The 15,511-nt window shown below is 63.3% G+C and carries 15 protein-coding genes, 1 tRNA gene, 1 pseudogene and 1 riboswitch; of the genes and pseudogenes, 4 read left to right on the plus strand and 13 right to left on the minus strand.

Translation table 11 applies throughout. The annotated features are described in order from the left end of the window. Positions 1-9: 9 nt before the first annotated feature. The 5 genes from cobO to IHE39_RS21085 form a co-directional block, all read right to left on the minus strand. The gene (gene cobO / locus IHE39_RS21065) at positions 10-627 is read right to left on the minus strand and encodes a cob(I)yrinic acid a,c-diamide adenosyltransferase (RefSeq protein ID WP_184767277.1); all 618 of its coding nucleotides are present in this window, start codon (positions 625-627) and stop codon (positions 10-12) included. Beyond that, on the minus strand, positions 627-1,136 hold the full coding sequence (gene cobU, locus IHE39_RS21070; RefSeq protein ID WP_192567857.1) for a bifunctional adenosylcobinamide kinase/adenosylcobinamide-phosphate guanylyltransferase: 510 nt from the start codon (positions 1,134-1,136) through the stop codon (positions 627-629). Before cobU ends, cobO begins: the two co-directional genes overlap by 1 nt. After that, entirely contained in the window at positions 1,129-1,908 is a 780-nt protein-coding gene (locus tag IHE39_RS21075) for a CbtA family protein (protein WP_192567858.1), read from the minus strand. Before IHE39_RS21075 ends, cobU begins: the two co-directional genes overlap by 8 nt. Before the next feature lie 16 nt (positions 1,909-1,924). Continuing rightward, positions 1,925-2,101: a CbtB domain-containing protein gene (locus IHE39_RS21080; RefSeq protein ID WP_184767274.1), complete on the minus strand. Its 177-nt coding sequence runs from the start codon at positions 2,099-2,101 to the stop codon at positions 1,925-1,927. Positions 2,102-2,136: 35 nt separating this feature from the next. Beyond that, positions 2,137-2,331, minus strand: a riboswitch (cobalamin riboswitch). A gap of 66 nt (positions 2,332-2,397) precedes the next feature. Then, positions 2,398-3,087 carry a gamma-glutamylcyclotransferase gene (locus IHE39_RS21085; protein ID WP_192567859.1) on the minus strand — a complete coding sequence of 230 codons (690 nt, stop codon included), beginning with the start codon at positions 3,085-3,087 and terminating at the stop codon, positions 2,398-2,400. A 121-nt stretch (positions 3,088-3,208) separates the two neighbouring features. On the opposite strand from IHE39_RS21085, the gene IHE39_RS21090 reads away from it, so the two are divergent. After that, positions 3,209-4,207 (plus strand): acetyltransferase domain-containing protein, encoded by a 999-nt coding sequence (locus tag IHE39_RS21090; protein WP_192567860.1) that lies wholly within the window; start codon positions 3,209-3,211, stop codon positions 4,205-4,207. Further along, the gene (locus IHE39_RS21095; protein ID WP_184767271.1) at positions 4,204-4,680 is read left to right on the plus strand and encodes a methyltransferase family protein; all 477 of its coding nucleotides are present in this window, start codon (positions 4,204-4,206) and stop codon (positions 4,678-4,680) included. Before IHE39_RS21090 ends, IHE39_RS21095 begins: the two co-directional genes overlap by 4 nt. 18 nt (positions 4,681-4,698) lie before the next feature. Here IHE39_RS21095 and IHE39_RS21100 read toward each other — a convergent pair whose 3' ends face one another. The 3 genes from IHE39_RS21100 to IHE39_RS21110 all read right to left on the minus strand — a co-directional run bounded on the left by IHE39_RS21100 (position 4,699) and on the right by IHE39_RS21110 (position 7,225). Then, positions 4,699-5,085, minus strand: coding sequence for a MerR family transcriptional regulator (locus IHE39_RS21100; protein WP_055969316.1), 387 nt, complete (start codon positions 5,083-5,085; stop codon positions 4,699-4,701). A gap of 160 nt (positions 5,086-5,245) precedes the next feature. Beyond that, complete coding sequence (gene mgtE / locus IHE39_RS21105) at positions 5,246-6,676, minus strand: magnesium transporter (RefSeq protein ID WP_192567861.1); 1,431 nt, start codon at positions 6,674-6,676, stop codon at positions 5,246-5,248. A 126-nt stretch (positions 6,677-6,802) separates the two neighbouring features. After that, positions 6,803-7,225, minus strand: coding sequence for a MerR family transcriptional regulator (locus IHE39_RS21110; protein WP_192567862.1), 423 nt, complete (start codon positions 7,223-7,225; stop codon positions 6,803-6,805). A gap of 72 nt (positions 7,226-7,297) precedes the next feature. On the opposite strand from IHE39_RS21110, the gene IHE39_RS21115 reads away from it, so the two are divergent. Then, a complete protein-coding gene (locus IHE39_RS21115; RefSeq protein WP_192567863.1) occupies positions 7,298-9,613 on the plus strand; it encodes a heavy metal translocating P-type ATPase in 2,316 nt (771 codons plus the stop codon). Positions 9,614-9,953: 340 nt separating this feature from the next. On the opposite strand, the gene IHE39_RS21120 is transcribed toward IHE39_RS21115, so the two are convergent. Continuing rightward, positions 9,954-10,038: transfer RNA gene (locus IHE39_RS21120), tRNA-Leu, on the minus strand. A gap of 208 nt (positions 10,039-10,246) precedes the next feature. Here IHE39_RS21120 and lipB point away from each other — a divergent pair. Continuing rightward, positions 10,247-10,987 carry a lipoyl(octanoyl) transferase LipB gene (gene lipB, locus IHE39_RS21125; protein ID WP_192567864.1) on the plus strand — a complete coding sequence of 247 codons (741 nt, stop codon included), beginning with the start codon at positions 10,247-10,249 and terminating at the stop codon, positions 10,985-10,987. 558 nt (positions 10,988-11,545) lie between these two features. On the opposite strand, the pseudogene IHE39_RS21130 reads toward lipB, so the two are convergent. The 4 genes and pseudogenes from IHE39_RS21130 to proS form a co-directional block, all read right to left on the minus strand. Further along, positions 11,546-11,670, minus strand: a pseudogene (locus tag IHE39_RS21130) (ABC transporter); the annotation flags it as partial. 137 nt (positions 11,671-11,807) lie between these two features. Beyond that, positions 11,808-12,491 carry an ABC transporter ATP-binding protein gene (locus IHE39_RS21135; RefSeq protein WP_184767860.1) on the minus strand — a complete coding sequence of 228 codons (684 nt, stop codon included), beginning with the start codon at positions 12,489-12,491 and terminating at the stop codon, positions 11,808-11,810. Continuing rightward, on the minus strand, positions 12,491-13,777 hold the full coding sequence (locus IHE39_RS21140) for a lipoprotein-releasing ABC transporter permease subunit (protein ID WP_184767254.1): 1,287 nt from the start codon (positions 13,775-13,777) through the stop codon (positions 12,491-12,493). Before IHE39_RS21140 ends, IHE39_RS21135 begins: the two co-directional genes overlap by 1 nt. After that, complete coding sequence (gene proS, locus IHE39_RS21145; protein WP_184767253.1) at positions 13,774-15,102, minus strand: proline--tRNA ligase; 1,329 nt, start codon at positions 15,100-15,102, stop codon at positions 13,774-13,776. Before proS ends, IHE39_RS21140 begins: the two co-directional genes overlap by 4 nt. Positions 15,103-15,511: the final 409 nt, after the last annotated feature.

Below are 15,511 nucleotides of genomic sequence, written 5' to 3' on the forward strand. Positions count from 1 at the left end.
CACGGGCGCTCAGAACTCGATGCCCTTCTGCGCCTTCACCCCAGAAGCAAAATGGTGCTTGGTCGCGCCCATCTCGGTCACGAGATCGGCTGCCTCGACCAGCGCTGCCTTGGCGTTGCGGCCTGTGACCACGACATGCAGCCCCTCGCGCCGGCCTTTGAGCGCGGCAACCACCGCATCAAGGTTGAGGTAATCGTAGCGCAGCGCAATGTTGAGTTCGTCGAGCACGACCAGCGAGATGCTCGGGTCGGCCAGCAGCTCCTGCGCCTTCGCCCACGCGGCTTCGGCCGCTGCGATATCGCGCTTGATGTCCTGCGTTTCCCAGGTGAAGCCCTCGCCCATCGTGTGCCAGACAACGCGGTCGCCAAAGGTCGCGAACGCGTCCTGCTCGCCCGAATGCCAGGCGCCCTTGATGAATTGCACAACGCCTACCTTGTGACCGTAGCCGAGCATGCGCAGCGCCAGCCCAAAGGCCGCCGTCGACTTGCCCTTGCCGGGGCCGGTATTGACGATCAGCAGGCCCTTCTCGACGATGGTCTTGCCCGCCACCTCGGCATCCTGCACTGCCTTGCGCTTGGCCATCTTGGCGCGGTGGCGCTCGGCTTCCTGCTCGTCGATCGTCTTCATCACTTCACCTTCATCGGCAGGCCGGCGACCAAAAACAGCACCTCGCCGGCCACCGCTGCCACCTTCTGATTGAGCCTGCCCGCATCGTCGCGGAAGCGGCGGGCCAGCGCATTGTCGGGTACTATGCCGAGCCCAACCTCGTTGGAAACCACGAACCACGGCCCCCGCGGCCGCGCCAGAAGCGTAACGAGCGCGGAACCTTCCGCCTCGACGTCGTGATCGGCCAGCATATGGTTGGTGAGCCAGAGCGTCAGGCAGTCGACCAGCACCGGTTCGCCATCGGGCACGCTGCCAAGCGCGCCGACCAGATCCAGCGGCGCATCGAGTGTCCGCCAGCCTTCGCCGCGGCGGCCGCGATGGATCGCGATGCGCTCGCGCATCTCGTCGTCATAGGCCTGCGCCGTGGCGATGTAGGTCCACGGCGCGGGAAATTGGGTGATGAGCCGCTCGGCATGTGCGCTCTTACCAGAGCGCGCACCACCGAGCAGGAAGGTCAGCGTCTCAGGCAAGGCGGCCGTTCAGCGACGGTGCGGGCTCGCTCATGAAGCGATTGCGCACGAAGCCTGCCACCGCGCCCAGCACCACCCAAAACACCAAGTTGGTGATGGTGACCGCGACGACGAAGCTGTGGTGCAGGTCGGCCGGGATCGGCGACTCATGGCTTTCTGGCTGCGGTGCACCGACGATATGCGGCGCAACGATCAGGGCCACACCGAGGATCGCCAGCGGTAGCGACTGCTTGAAGGCGATCAGCGCAAGCCCAGCCGCAGTGGCGACGACGGTCAGTGTCCACCAGATCTGGCGTGCGCCAAGGTCGGCTGCCGGCATCGCCGGCAGTTCCGGTGGAAGGCCAAGCCCGGGAGCAAGGGTGAAGACGGCGAAGCCAGCAAACCCCCAGAACACGCCTTGGCGCCAGTTGGCGATACCGCCTGCGAATTCGGAGACGGCAACCAGGATCAGTGCGAACGCAACGCCACTGACGATGTTGGCGAGAGCCGAATAGGCAAAACGCTCGGCGCCGTCGGCCGGAGCCCAGGCCTCGGCTTCTTCTTCGACTGGCGCCGCGGCCTGTGCCGCGGGTGCCTCGGTGCCGGCCGCAGGCGCGGTTGCCTCGGTCCCGGCAGTCGGTGCTGCAACATGCTCGTGGCCGCCGGCATTTTCATAGGTTTCCGCCTTGAGGATCAGCGGAACGGTTGCATAGGTTTGAAGGGCGGCAAGGACCACGCCGGCCAATAGGCCGCTGATCGCCGCGATGAACACGACGTTTCTGAAGATCGACATGATTGGATCGCCTTGGTTAGTGGCAGGGGAAAGCCATCGAGTGGCGATAGTCGTGGGCAGCATTGTGCACCACTTCCATGTGCGAGAACCCGAGGAAGCCAACAACGAAAAGGCCGAGCAGCCCGGCAAGCGCCAGCTGCATGGTACGCGACTGCGAAGAGACGTCGGTGCCGAGAGCAGAAACAGTGTTCATCGTAAGTCCTTTCGCCCTCCACCCGAGGGCACAGAGATAAGTGCCTGTCGCCGGCAGGTCTCCTGGCTTGCGGATCGGCACCCTTCCCCGCCTTCCCGAAGCAAGCTTCAGTGGCATTTGGGGAGAGCTAACCGCACACAGTTGCGGGGGCAGCCACGGCTTCGGACCTCTAGGGCCCTTACCGCATTCCCTCTTGATTCCGTAACGGAACCGACGACGCCGCAACTATAGAAACAAATGCACTGGGCGGCAAACCAAATTCCGACGCCAGACGGCGCGAATGCGGCGTTTGGCGATCAGCCGCGGGCGACGATTCGCTCGGCCACAAGATGCTGAAGCCGCCACAGATGCCGGTCGTGGATGGCCCGCTCTTCAAGGTTCTTGACCACATTGTAGAGGTAATCAGCCGCCGAGCCCCAATGGCCGCAGGTTGTCGCCAGCCGCTCCGCCACCTCGTCCTCGCCGAGCCCGCCGGCATAGGCGCGGCCTTCGCGGTTGATGACGAAGGCCAGCGCGGTCAGCGGACCTTCGTCGGTGGCGAGATTCAGCCAGCGCGGCTTGTAGGTGGAGGGTTTCAGCGTCATCTCGCGGCGAAACAGCTTGTCCAACTGCTCGCGGCGATCCCCGTCCATCAGCCGGAGCGCCAGGCCCTTGCACTGGCCGCCACGATCCATGCCCATCATCAGCCCCGGCTGCTCTTTCGTTGCGCGCCAGCGGTTCATGCTGATGCAGAACGACCGGTGCCAGCCGCGCGCCAGTGCCACCCTTTCATCGGTGTGTTCGACCTCGGGCTTCCAGATCAGTGAGCCATAGGCGAACAGCCAAAGTGGTCCATTGCCAGGACGCGCGGCAAGCGTTTCGTCGATCATCGCCGCATAGTCGGCGTCGTCGAGATGCATCGCGTCGGGGTCGGGGCCGGTATCGGCAACCTCGCGATGGCAGCGCGCGACCAGCTCTTCGGTCAGCGACATCTTTCGTCCGATCATGCCCGCCCCATCAATTGCTTAACCCTGTGCACGACAGACAGTTCTGCTCTCTTCCGCCCCGCTTCAACCATGATAGTGCTGCATGGGCGCTGCAACACCCGAAAACGCAGAAGCGAACAACATGACGATGCAACCGAGCCCTGAACACGTTCAAGCCCCATCGCGGCGCGTATCGGTCATCGACATCGCCCGCGGCGTGGCCCTGATCGCCATGGCGATCTACCACTTCGCCTGGGACCTCGAGTTCTTCGGTTATGCCGACCCAGGCATGACCGCCTATGGCAACTGGAAGCTGTTCGCCCGCTGCATCGCTTCAAGCTTCCTGTTTCTGGTCGGCGTCAGCCTGGTGCTGGCGCATGCCAAGGGCATCCGCTGGCCGGGATATTTCAGGCGCCTCGCCATGGTGGCGGCAGCAGCATTCGCGATCACCGCCGCAACCTGGTTCGCCACGCCCGATACCTTCATCTTCTTCGGCATCCTGCACCACATCGCCCTCGCCAGCGTGCTTGGCCTCGCTTTCCTGCGCGTCCCGCCGGTTTTGACGCTGGTCGCCGCCGCCCTTGTCGTTACAGCCCCCAGCTATTTGCGCTCGGAAGCCTTCAATCACCCGGCACTGTTCTGGATCGGCCTTTCCACCGCCAACCCGCGTTCCAACGATTTCGTGCCGCTGTTTCCGTTCTTCGGCGCCGTACTGACCGGCATCGGTGTCGCCGGACTTGCGCTCAAGGCAGGCCTGTTCGAAAAAATGGCGCGGCTGCAGCCCGGCGCCTGGTCGCGGCCGCTGTCCTTCTTCGGTCGCCACAGCCTTGCATTCTATCTCATCCACCAGCCGGTGATGATCTCGTTGGTCTGGCTGTTCGCCCAGGTCTTTCCAGCTCCCGTCGAAACCCGCGAGGTCACCTTCCTCAAATCCTGCCAGGTTTCCTGCGAGCAGAGCCGCGACACCGATTTCTGCTCGCGCTACTGTGTCTGCATGCTCGACGAACTGCAGAAAGATGATTCGTTCGACCGGCTCTATGCCGCCGACCAGAGCCCCGAGCTCAGGGCGCATGTCGCCCAGACCGCTGCGATGTGCACGGCCAACACGGACAGCCAGACTACGCCAGGAGGAGCGCAATGACCGACCTCAACGCCGCCCCCAACAGGGTGCCATGGCCGCCGATCCTCTACCTCTTGGCGATCGTGGTGGCAGCGGTTCTCGGCCTGCTCTTTCCTTTGCCGTGGATCACCGAGCCGCTGTCGGACCTGCTCTACGCCGCCGGCTGGCTGGCGGTCGCAGGCGTCGCTGCGATCTATTACTCAGCCATGCGTACGTTGAAGCGTGCCAAGACCACTATCCGCCCCGACAGGCCGTCCGAACATCTGGTCACCTCGGGCGCCTTCTCCTTCACCCGCAACCCGATCTATTTCGCCAACACGCTGCTGATGATCGCCATCGGCTTGATCACTGCCAACATCTGGTTCATTGCGCTTGCGGTCGTTGCCGCTTTCGCCACGCAAAAGCTCGCCATTGTTCCCGAGGAAAAGCACCTGCAGGCCCGCTTCGGCAAGAAATACATCGATTATTCAAAGAGGGTCCGGCGCTGGATCTGAGTGACCGCAGCCTGCGGCTCAGGTGTTGACGCCGAGTTCGACCAGGCGCTCGACACAGGACTCTTCGGCCTGGTCCAGTTCGGCCAGGGTCTCTTCGAGGTCGCGCCGCTTCTGGCGCAAATCCTCGCGCTTTTCCTCGATGCGCTTGATCATCAACTTGAGTTGACCGACCTCGCCCGGCGGCTCGCGATACATCTGGATGATCTCGCGGATCTCGTTGATCGAGAAGCCGAGCCGCTTGCCGCGCATGATCTGGCGAATGAGATGCCGGTCGGACGGCCGGAACAGACGGGTACGGCCACGGCGCACGGGCTGAACCAGTCCCTCGTCCTCGTAGAAGCGCAGCGTCCGCGTCGAAATGTCGAATTCGCGGGTCAGTTCGGTAATCGAGTAATATTCCCGCATCGTCTCTCCACCCGGCGGACGCTCTCGCCCCGCCTCAAATTCATGCCGGGCACTAGCCGAGGCGATCATGCCGCGCGACTGGATCCGCGCAGCCAAGGGACCGTCGCCGATCCCTCGCGGAGTCTGGCACGCGATTTACGTAAAAGTCAATCGAGCACAACTATCCCGGGGCGCCGCCGAGATGCAGCCACCAGGTGGCGAGGCTGAGGAAAGCAAGGAAACCGATGACGTCGGTGATCATCGTCGTGAAGATCGATGACGAGATCGCCGGGTCGGCGCCGAACTTGTCGAGCAGCAGCGGGATCAGGATTCCGCCGAGTGCGGCGGCCAGCATGTTGAGAACCATCGCCGCGGCAATGACGAAGCCGAGATCCGGATTGTGGAACCACAGGCCAGCGACAAGTCCCAGTATGGTCGCAATGACCGCGCCATTAAGCAGGCCCACCATCACCTCGCGGCGAATGACGCGGCCGGCATTGTAGATGTCGAGATCGCGGGTGGCGAGCGCGCGCACCGTCACCGTCATCGTCTGCGTGCCGGCGTTGCCGCCGAGCGAGGCGACGATCGGCATCAGTGCTGCCAGCGCCACCATCTCCTCGATCGTCGCGCCGAACTGGCTGATGACGGATGCCGAGATGAAGGCGGTACCTAGATTGACCAGCAGCCAGGGCACGCGCGAGCGCGACGTTGCTGCGACCGTGTCGGACAGCTCTTCGTCGCCGACGCCGCCCATGCGCAGCAGATCTTCCTCGGCTTCCTGCTGGATGACGTCGACGACATCGTCGATGGTCAGCACGCCGACGAGGCGCTCGTTCTCGTCGACGACGGCAGCGGACAAAAGATCGTATTGCTCGAACTCGCGCGCCGCCTCTTCCTGGTCCATCGTTGCCGGAATGGCGTGGCGCGTCTCGTGCATCACCTCTTCGATCTTGACCGCCCGCTTGGTGCGCAGGATCTGGTCGAGGTCGACAGCGCCGAGCAGCTTGAAGGTCGGGTCGATGACGAAGACCTGACTGAAGCGGTCCGGCAGGTCCTTGTCATCGCGCAGGTAATCGATTGTCTGACCGATGGTCCAGAACGGCGGCACCGCGACGAACTCGGTCTGCATGCGCCGGCCGGCCGATTCCTCGGGATAGTCGAGCGAACGGCGTAGCCTGATGCGCTCGGTGAACGGCAGTTGCGCCAGGATCTCGTCCTGGTCCTCGGTATCGAGATCCTCCAGAATGTAGACCGCGTCGTCGGAATCGAGCTCCTGGACGGCCTGGGCAATCTGCTCGTTGGGCAGATTGTCGACGATGTCGAGGCGGATCGCCTCGTCGACCTCGGTCAGCGCCGAAAAGTCGAAGTCCGAGCCCATCAGTTCGACAAGCGCCAGCCGCTGCTCCGGCAGCAGCGCTTCCAGCAGGTCGCCGAGTTCGGACTGGTGCAGCACCGAGACGTCGCGCTTCAGTGTCAGCGTATCGCGGTCGGCGATAGCCGCCCCGATATGGGCCAGGAACGGCGCAAGGATCACCCCGTCATCGCCGTAGATTTCGGCGCGGACAGCGTCAGCGGCGTCGGCGCCGTGGCTATGGTCGTGTCGGGCTTCCATCGGCGCTTCCCGGTTGCGGATTTCGGGATTCGAGGTGGGTTATCCCTAGCCCGCAAAGGGCCGGAGTATCAAATGAAATACGGCCCGGCGCGCAGGCTTCGATCAGGCGGTTCGAGCCTGTTTCAATCAGGCCACATGCTCGCTCGCGCATTGGCGGTGATCGGCCAGCACTTCGATGATGCGGCAGTCGCAGATACGGCCATGGCCGCATTCGTCGATCATGCGCGAAAGCTCGCCGCGCAGCGCCTGGAGCCGCTCGATGCGCCGGTCGACCTCGCGCAAATGCGACTTGGCGATGCTATCAGCCTGGTGGCAGGAAGCCTGCGGCTCCTGCGACATGACAAGCAATTCCCTGATGTGGTCGACCTCGAAGCCAAGTTCACGGGCATGGCGGATGAAATTCAGCCGGTCGATCTCGGCCTTGCCATAGCGGCGCTGGTTGCCCTCAGTGCGCGGCGGCGCGGCAATCAGGCCGATCTGTTCGTAGAAGCGGATCGTCGGCACTTTCACGCCCGTGCGCCGCGCCAGTTCACCAATCGGCAGATTCATCGAAAAATCCTCTTGATCCTCTAGTGGCTAGAGATTCTAGCATTGCTTCATAGTGGATTGAAAGGACCTGAAATGAACGATGCCAGCCACGGCAAGACACGTTTCCGCGTTGGCGGCATGGACTGCGCATCTTGCGCGACCAAGATCGAAAACGCGGTCAGCCGCCTGCCCGGCATCACCGAGGTCGGCATTTCGGTGTCGGCCGGCACGATGATCGTCACCCACCAGGGTCCCGCCCCCTCCGCCGCCATCTCGAAGCAGGTGAAGGCGCTTGGTTATTCGGTTGCCGAACTGGGCGCCGCACGGACCGCGGAGCCGAAGGCGCATGCCCACGAACACGGTCCGAACTGCAGCCACGATCACGCCGGCCGCAACCACAGCCGTGGCGACCACGCCGGTCACGACCATGCAGATCACGATCATTCCGGCCACGATCATGGCGACCATGCCGGACACGACCATGGCGCACCGGCAGCGAATGCCGCAGGCGCCGGCCACGACCACGACCACTTCGATCTCGACGACGGCCCGTGGTGGCGATCGCGCAAGGCTAAGCTGACCATCGCCTGCGGCGCAGCACTTGTCGCCGCCTACGCCATCGGCCAATTGATCCCCCAGGTCGGTCATTGGGCGTTTCTAGCAGCGCTTGCGGTCGGGCTGGTGCCCGTCGCCCGCCGCGCTTATGCCGGTGCCATATCAGGCACGCCGTTCTCCATCGAGACTTTGATGACCATCGCTGCCGTTGGAGCCGTGTTCATCGGCGCGACTGAAGAAGCAACGATGGTCGTGCTGCTGTTTCTCATCGGCGAACTGCTCGAAGGCGTCGCCGCCCGCCGTGCGCGCGCCAGCATTCGCGGCCTTGCCGACCTCGTCCCCAAGACAGCACTGGTCGAGGAAAGCGGTGCGACCCGCGAAATTGCAGCCGACGCGCTACAAGTCGGCGCGATCATGCTGGTCCGTCCCGGCGACCGCGTCGCCGCCGACGGTGTCATCATCGACGGCTCCAGCACGCTCGACGAAGCCCCTGTGACCGGGGAGAGCGTGCCCAAGTCGAAGACTACAGGCGACGATGTCTTTGCCGGCACCATCAATACCGACGCGGTGCTCAGGGTCCGTGTCACCGCAGCCGCCGCCGACAACACCATTGCCCGCGTCATCAAGCTGGTCGAGGAGGCGCAGGAGAGCAAGGCGCCGACCGAACGCTTCATCGACCGTTTCTCGCGCTACTACACCCCGGCCGTCCTTGTCGTCGGCGCGGTCGTCGCCATGCTGCCGCCGCTCGTTGCCGGCGGTTCGTGGGAAGAATGGATCTACAAGGGCCTCGCCATCCTGTTGATCGGCTGCCCGTGCGCGCTAGTCATCTCGACGCCCGCAGCGATTGCCGCAGGCCTGTCCGCCGGCGCCCGCCGCGGCCTGCTGCTCAAGGGCGGTGCCGTGCTCGAAGGCATGCGCCGCGTCACCATGGTCGCGCTCGACAAGACCGGCACGCTGACCGAGGGCAAGCCCAAGGTCACCGACATCATCGGTGTCGGCCGTCCCGAAGCCAAAGTCTTATCGCTGGCCGCGGCCTTGGAGACGGGCTCCAGCCACCCGCTGGCGCTCGCCATCCTCGGACGCGCCAAAACGGACGGTGTGCCGATCCCTCCGGCCAATGTCGCCAAGGCCATTGCCGGCAAGGGCGTCACCGCAAAGGTCGGCGGCGAAGACGTGTTCCTCGCCTCGCCCGGCGCTGCCGACGAAATGGCCGGGCTGTCAGCCGAATTGAAGGGCCAGATCGCCGCCTTCAACGCCGACGGCAAGACAGTCTCGGTGCTGCTGGTCGACAACAAGGTCGCCGGCATCCTTGCCATGCGCGACGAACCGCGCGCCGATGCCATCGCGGCATTGGCCACCCTCAAGGCCGATGGCATCGCCACCGTCATGCTGACCGGCGACAACGAGGCCACCGCAAGGGCTATCGGCAAGGGCCTCGGCATCAACGTCCGCGCCGGCCTGATGCCCGACGACAAGCAGCGCATCGTCCGCGAACTGCAAAAGCAAGGCCAGATCGTCGCCAAGGTCGGTGACGGCATCAACGACGCCCCTGCCCTGGCCGCGGCCGATTTCGGCATCGCCATGGGCGGCGGCACCGATGTTGCGCTCGAAACCGCCGACGCCGCGATCCTGCACGGCCGTGTCAGCGACATTCCAGACATGATCGCCTTGTCCAAGTCGGTGATGGGCAACATCGCCCTGAACATCACCATCGCGCTCGGCCTCAAGGCTGTGTTCCTTGTAACGACCATCATGGGCATCACCGGTCTGTGGCCGGCGATCCTCGCCGACACCGGCGCGACGGTGCTGGTCACCGCCAACGCCATGCGCCTGCTCGCCTGGCGTGGGCGCTAAAAAGAACGTCCTCCCAGGACCTGCCCGGGGCCCCATTCGATGGCTCCGGGCCACCGCGTCAAAGCGGCAAAACCATCGCCGCTCCAACCTGAATTCGACACTTGAACGCCGGAACCGCTTTTGGGGAAGGCAACACCACAAAGTGCCAGTGTCCCTTACGCGCGCTTCAGAATGCGCAGCGCCGCAAGCATTCCGGTCGCAGGCATGGCGATCAACTGCAGCAAAGCTGCACAATCTTCTGTAAAGTCTAGGAAAATACCGCCTGCTCCGGCGAGGCTCAAGCTGTCCAGCCCTGCTGACACAACTTCCTCAGATGCTTGGTAGTCATCTGAAAAGTGACTGGTGCGGTCGAGAAGACTCGAACTTCCACGGGTTGCCCCACAGCGACCTCAACGCTGCGCGTCTACCAATTCCGCCACGACCGCACTGTCACGAAGGGCCGGTCCGAACCGGCTCGCGGCATGTAGCAAATCGTTTCCGGGGAAACAAGCGCCCTGTGCGATATTCGTCCATCATTCTTGCATACCCCAGGGGAAGTCGCCTGCGGCAGGCACCAATCGCCGGCTTTGCGGGCACTGCCTCTGGACGTTTCATCGCCAAGCCGCCATATCAGGTCGACGAACGGACCCCAGAATGACCGAACGCAGCCTGATCGCCACGTCGTTTCTCGCCCTTCCCGGCTCAGCACCGGTCGAATGGCGAATCGAACCCGGTCTCACCCCCTATGACCAGGCGCTGGCCTTCATGGAAGAGCGCGCCGACGCGATTCGCCAAGGCACGTCAGGCGAGATGGTCTGGCTCGTCGAGCACCCACCAATCTACACCGCCGGCACCAGCGCCCAGGAACAGGATCTCGTCGAGCCTGACCGCTTTCCCGTCTTCAAGACCGGCCGTGGCGGCGAATACACCTATCACGGCCCCGGCCAACGCGTGGCTTATGTCATGCTCGACCTCAAGCGTCGGCGCGAAGACGTGCGCGCCTTCGTTGCCGCTCTCGAGGCCTGGATCATTTCGGCACTCGCCGCCTTCAACGTGAAAGGCGAACGCCGCGAGGACCGCGTCGGCGTCTGGGTGGTGCGGCCGGACCGTCCGGCCCTGCCCGACGGCTCGCCTGCCGAAGACAAGATCGCTGCCATCGGCATCCGCCTGCGCCGTTGGGTCAGCTTCCATGGCATCGCCATCAACGTCGAGCCGGAACTCGGCCACTTCTCCGGCATCGTGCCTTGCGGCGTCACCGACCACGGCGTCACCAGCCTCGTCGACCTCGGCTTGCCGATAACGATGGACGACCTCGACGTCGCGCTCAAGGGGGCCTTCGAGGAGATCTTCGGGCCGGCGGACATCGCCCTAGTCCCGGTTCGGAAAACGGCCTGAGGCCATCTTCCTGGCGCACCCAAAGGCACGCCCTTCTTCCAGTTAATCGCGCCAATCACCGCGCGCATTACGGCGCACTGTCTTCCGCCTCACGCCGGCATCGGGAAAACCCGGTGCCTCACTGTTTCATGGTTGGGAATGCCATCGGCTAGAATGTCCCAACAGGCGCTCAAATCAGAGCGCGCCGATCCACATCGCCATGGTGACGAGGAAGGTGCTCATGCAGACCATCGAAATGACATCCTGTACCAGCTCGGTCATCTGTCGCTCCTGTTTTTAATATGTTCTCCATTTGTTCTATTTCTGTTCAGATGTCAACGCGCACCATTGCATTCGAGCACAGCCACTCGCCGCAACCGATTCGACAGTAAATGAAGGGTTTATGCAGGCGAGCGCAGGCCTTCGCCCGTTAACGAAGAGGCGACAGCACCCGACCAGGCAATATGGATAGCGACCAAGCGTAGATTTGGCCAACTCAAGGCCGAACCTCCCTCCCCACCTGAATTAGCGCAGCGGGACGATCTTGCCCTCGGCGAGCGTGACGGGACGGTCCATGCGTCACGCCAGCTCGTAGTTGTGGGTGCGATCAGCGCCGGTAAGCTCGGCTGCCGCACCAGTGTTGAAAGCGCGTCGAAGACGTAACTCGCGGTCACCGGATCGAGATTGCCGGTCGGCTCGTCGGCTTGCTCGAGCCCTGCTCATTGTGGCGTTCGACGTGCCTTACGAGATGGGCAGCAAACCGCGACCTGCAATGACCGCAGGAGATGTGATGCGGACAGAAGCCCACCTCAAAACGCCGTTGATGGAAGAAAGGCAGCCCTTACATGGGCACGATCTTGCCCTCGGCGAGCGTGACGCGGCGGTCCATGCGTCCGGCAAGCTCGTGGTTGTGGGTGGCAATCAGTGCAGCCAGGCCCGATTGGCGCACCAGTGCCGAGAGCGCGTCGAAGACATAACTCGCCGTCACCGGGTCGAGATTGCCGGTAGGCTCGTCAGCCAGCAGTACCAGCGGCGCATTGGCCACGGCGCGGGCGATCGCCACGCGCTGCTGTTCGCCGCCCGACAGCTCTGAGGGGCGGTGCTGGGCGCGTTTGCCGATCTTCATGTAGTCGAGCAGCTGTTCTGCCCGCTCGCTCGCCTGGGCCGGCGTAAGTCCCTTCACCAACTGCGGCATCATCACATTCTCCAAGGCGGAGAATTCGGGCAGCAGGTGATGGAACTGGTAGACGAATCCGACGTCGTTGCGCCGGATGGCAGTGCGCTCATCGTCCGACAGCCGCCCGCAGGCGCGCCCGTTCAGGAACACGTCTCCAGCATCGGGGCGCTCGAGCAGCCCAGCAGTGTGCAGCAGTGTCGACTTGCCGGCGCCTGACGGAGCCACCAGCGCCACCATCTCGCCGGCCTTGAGCGAGAAGTTGGCGTTGTTGAGGATCGTCAGCTTGCGCGAGCCCTGCTCATAGTGACGCTCGACGCCCTTGAGCTCGATAACGTGCTCGATGCCCATCATTCATACCTCAGGGCTTCGACCGGATCGAGCGCAGCCGCCCGCCATGCCGGAAACAACGTCGCCAAAAATGACAGCACCAATGCCATCAGCACGACAGAGACAGTCTCGCTGACGTCCATCTTGGCCGGCAATTGGGACAGGAAATAGAGTTCGGGGTTGAACAGCACGGTACCCGACAGCCAGGAGAAGAACTGCCTGATGCGCTCGACATTGAGGCAGATGACCACGCCGAGCAGCACACCCGCAATGGTACCGGTCATGCCGATGGCAGCACCGGTCATCAGGAAGATGCGCATGACAGCGCCTCGTGTCGCCCCCATCGTGCGCAGGATCGCGATGTCGTGGCCTTTGTCCTTCACCAGCATGATCAGGCCGGAGATGATGTTGAGCGCGGCCACCAGCACGATCAGCGTCAGGATCATGAACATGACGTTACGCTCGACCTGCAAGGCCGAGAAGAAGGTCTGGTTGCGCTGGCGCCAGTCGGTCAGGAAGATCGGCCGCTGTGCCGCTTCCTCGACCTTGGTCTTCAGCGCATCGACATCGTCGGGATTGTCGACATAGATCTCGATCGAGCCGACCTTGCCTTCCGAATTGAAATAGAGCTGCGACTCGGCGAGCGGCATGAAGATGATCGAACTGTCGTATTCCGACATGCCGACCTCAAAGATGCCGGTGACCGGATAGGCCTTGGCGCGCGGTGTCGTGCCCATCGGGGTCACATCGCCGTCGGGCGAAATCAACCGGATGGAATCGCCCAGCACCAGGCCCATGTTTTCGGCCATGCGCTTGCCGATGACGACGCCGTCACCAGTGTCGAAGCCGACGATCGAGCCCTGCTTGATGTTGTTGGCGACCAGCGTCACCTTGCCGAGGTCGCTGCCCCTGATGCCGCGCACCAACGCGCCGGCGCCCGCGCCGACATTGCCCTGGGCCAGCACCTGACCCTCGACCAGCGGGATCGCGTATTTGACGCCAGAGACACCGTTGATGCGATCGGCGACGGCGGCATAGTCCTCAAGCGGCGTATCGGTTGCAGTTACGACGAGATGGCCGTTGACGCCGAGAATGCGGGTCAGGAGCTCGGCGCGAAAGCCGTTCATGACGGCCATCACCACGATCAGCGTGGCGACGCCCAGCATGATGCCGAGGAAAGAGATCGAAGCGATGACGGAAATCACCGTCTCCTTGCGCTTCGAACGCAGGTAGCGCCACGCCACCATGCGCTCGAACACCGAAAAAGGGCCAGCGCCCGCCGGTTTCGCCGTCACCGCCTGGTTCATGCCTTGGCGCCCAGCTTGGCCAGAGCTTCAGCCACCGGCAGCGTCAGGCGTTCGCCGGACTTGCGGTTCTTGATCTCGACCTCGCCTGCGGCAGCGCCGCGCGGGCCGACGATCACCTGCCAGGGCAGGCCGATCAGGTCGGCGGTGGCGAACTTGCCGCCGGCGCGCTGGTCGGTGTCGTCATAGAGCACGTCCTTGCCGGCTGCCTCGAACGCCTTGTAAAGCTCGTCGCAGACGCGGTCGCACTCGGCGTCGCCGACCTTCATGTTGATCAGGCCGATGTCGAACGGCGCCACCGCTTCCGGCCAGATGATGCCGTTCTCGTCATGGCTGGCCTCGATGATCGCAGCAATCAGGCGGCTCGGGCCGATGCCATAGGAGCCCATCGACACGAAATGCTCCTTGCCATCGGGGCCCATGACCTTGGCACCCATCGGCTTGGAGTACTTCTCGCCGAAGTGGAAGATGTGCCCGACCTCGATGCCGCGCGCCGAAACCTTGTCGGCTTCGGGCACTGCGGCCCAGGCGGCCTCGTCATGCATCTCTTCGGTCGCCGCATAAGGCGTCGTCCACTGCTTGACGATCCCGTCCATCTCGCCGTCATTGGCGAAGTCGGTCGCTGCACCCGGCACCGGCAAAGCGAGATAGTTGCGGTGGCAGAACACCTGGCTTTCGCCGGTTTCAGCCAGGATGATGAATTCGTGGCTGAGGTCGCCGCCGATCGGGCCGGTATCGGCGCGCATCGGGATCGCCTGCAGCCCCATCCGTGTGAAGGTGCGCAGGTAGGAAACGAACATCCTGTTGTAGGCGGCCTTGGCGCCCTCGAAGTCGAGGTCGAAAGAGTAGGCGTCCTTCATCAGGAACTCGCGCGAACGCATCACGCCGAAGCGCGGGCGTACCTCGTCGCGGAACTTCCACTGGATGTGATAGAGGTTGAGCGGCAGGTCCTTGTACGACTTGACGTAGGAGCGGAAGATTTCCGTCACCATCTCTTCATTGGTCGGGCCGAACAGCATGTCGCGCTCGTGCCGGTCCTTGATGCGCAGCATCTCCTTGCCGTAGTCGTCATAGCGGCCGCTTTCGCGCCACAGGTCGGCTGACTGGATGGTCGGCATCAGGATTTCGAGCGCCCCTGCCCGGTCCTGTTCCTCGCGCACGATGCGGCAGATCTTGTCGAGTACACGCTTGCCCAGCGGCAGCCACGAGAAGCTGCCGGCCGCCTGCTGCCTGATCATGCCCGCGCGCAGCATCAGCCGGTGGGAAATGATGTCCGCCTCGCGGGGATTTTCTTTCAGGATAGGAAGGAAATAGCGCGACAGAAGCATCGAATGTTCCATGAAAACGGTGATGCCGGAATCGGCATGACAAGGAGGCTTGCTTGAACGGGCTTCATAGCCATTTCAAGGCGGAATGAAAACCCGCGCATGCCGTTTCGACGCAGCGTCAGAATGACCTTTGTGGCGGATCGACGGCGCCTGCCAATCAATTGTGCAATGCAGCACAGGATTGCCCGCCTGGAAGCAAAATTCCGCGTGACAATTCATTTCCGCTTGGTCTAATGTGCCCCGATAACCGAGAGGGCGGAGAAAAATTCGCTCTCCTGCGCGGTCAAAGTCTTGGGAGGATGCGATCTAGGCGCGATAACTCGCTGCCGCCGGCAACGGAAAGCAGATCGGACGCGTTTAAATTGCAAGGCTTCGTGCCTTGCATTTTTTTTGGGCAATCATCGGCTTA

The sequence above is a fragment of the Aminobacter carboxidus genome, from assembly GCF_014863355.1.
Lineage (GTDB): Bacteria > Pseudomonadota > Alphaproteobacteria > Rhizobiales > Rhizobiaceae > Aminobacter > Aminobacter carboxidus.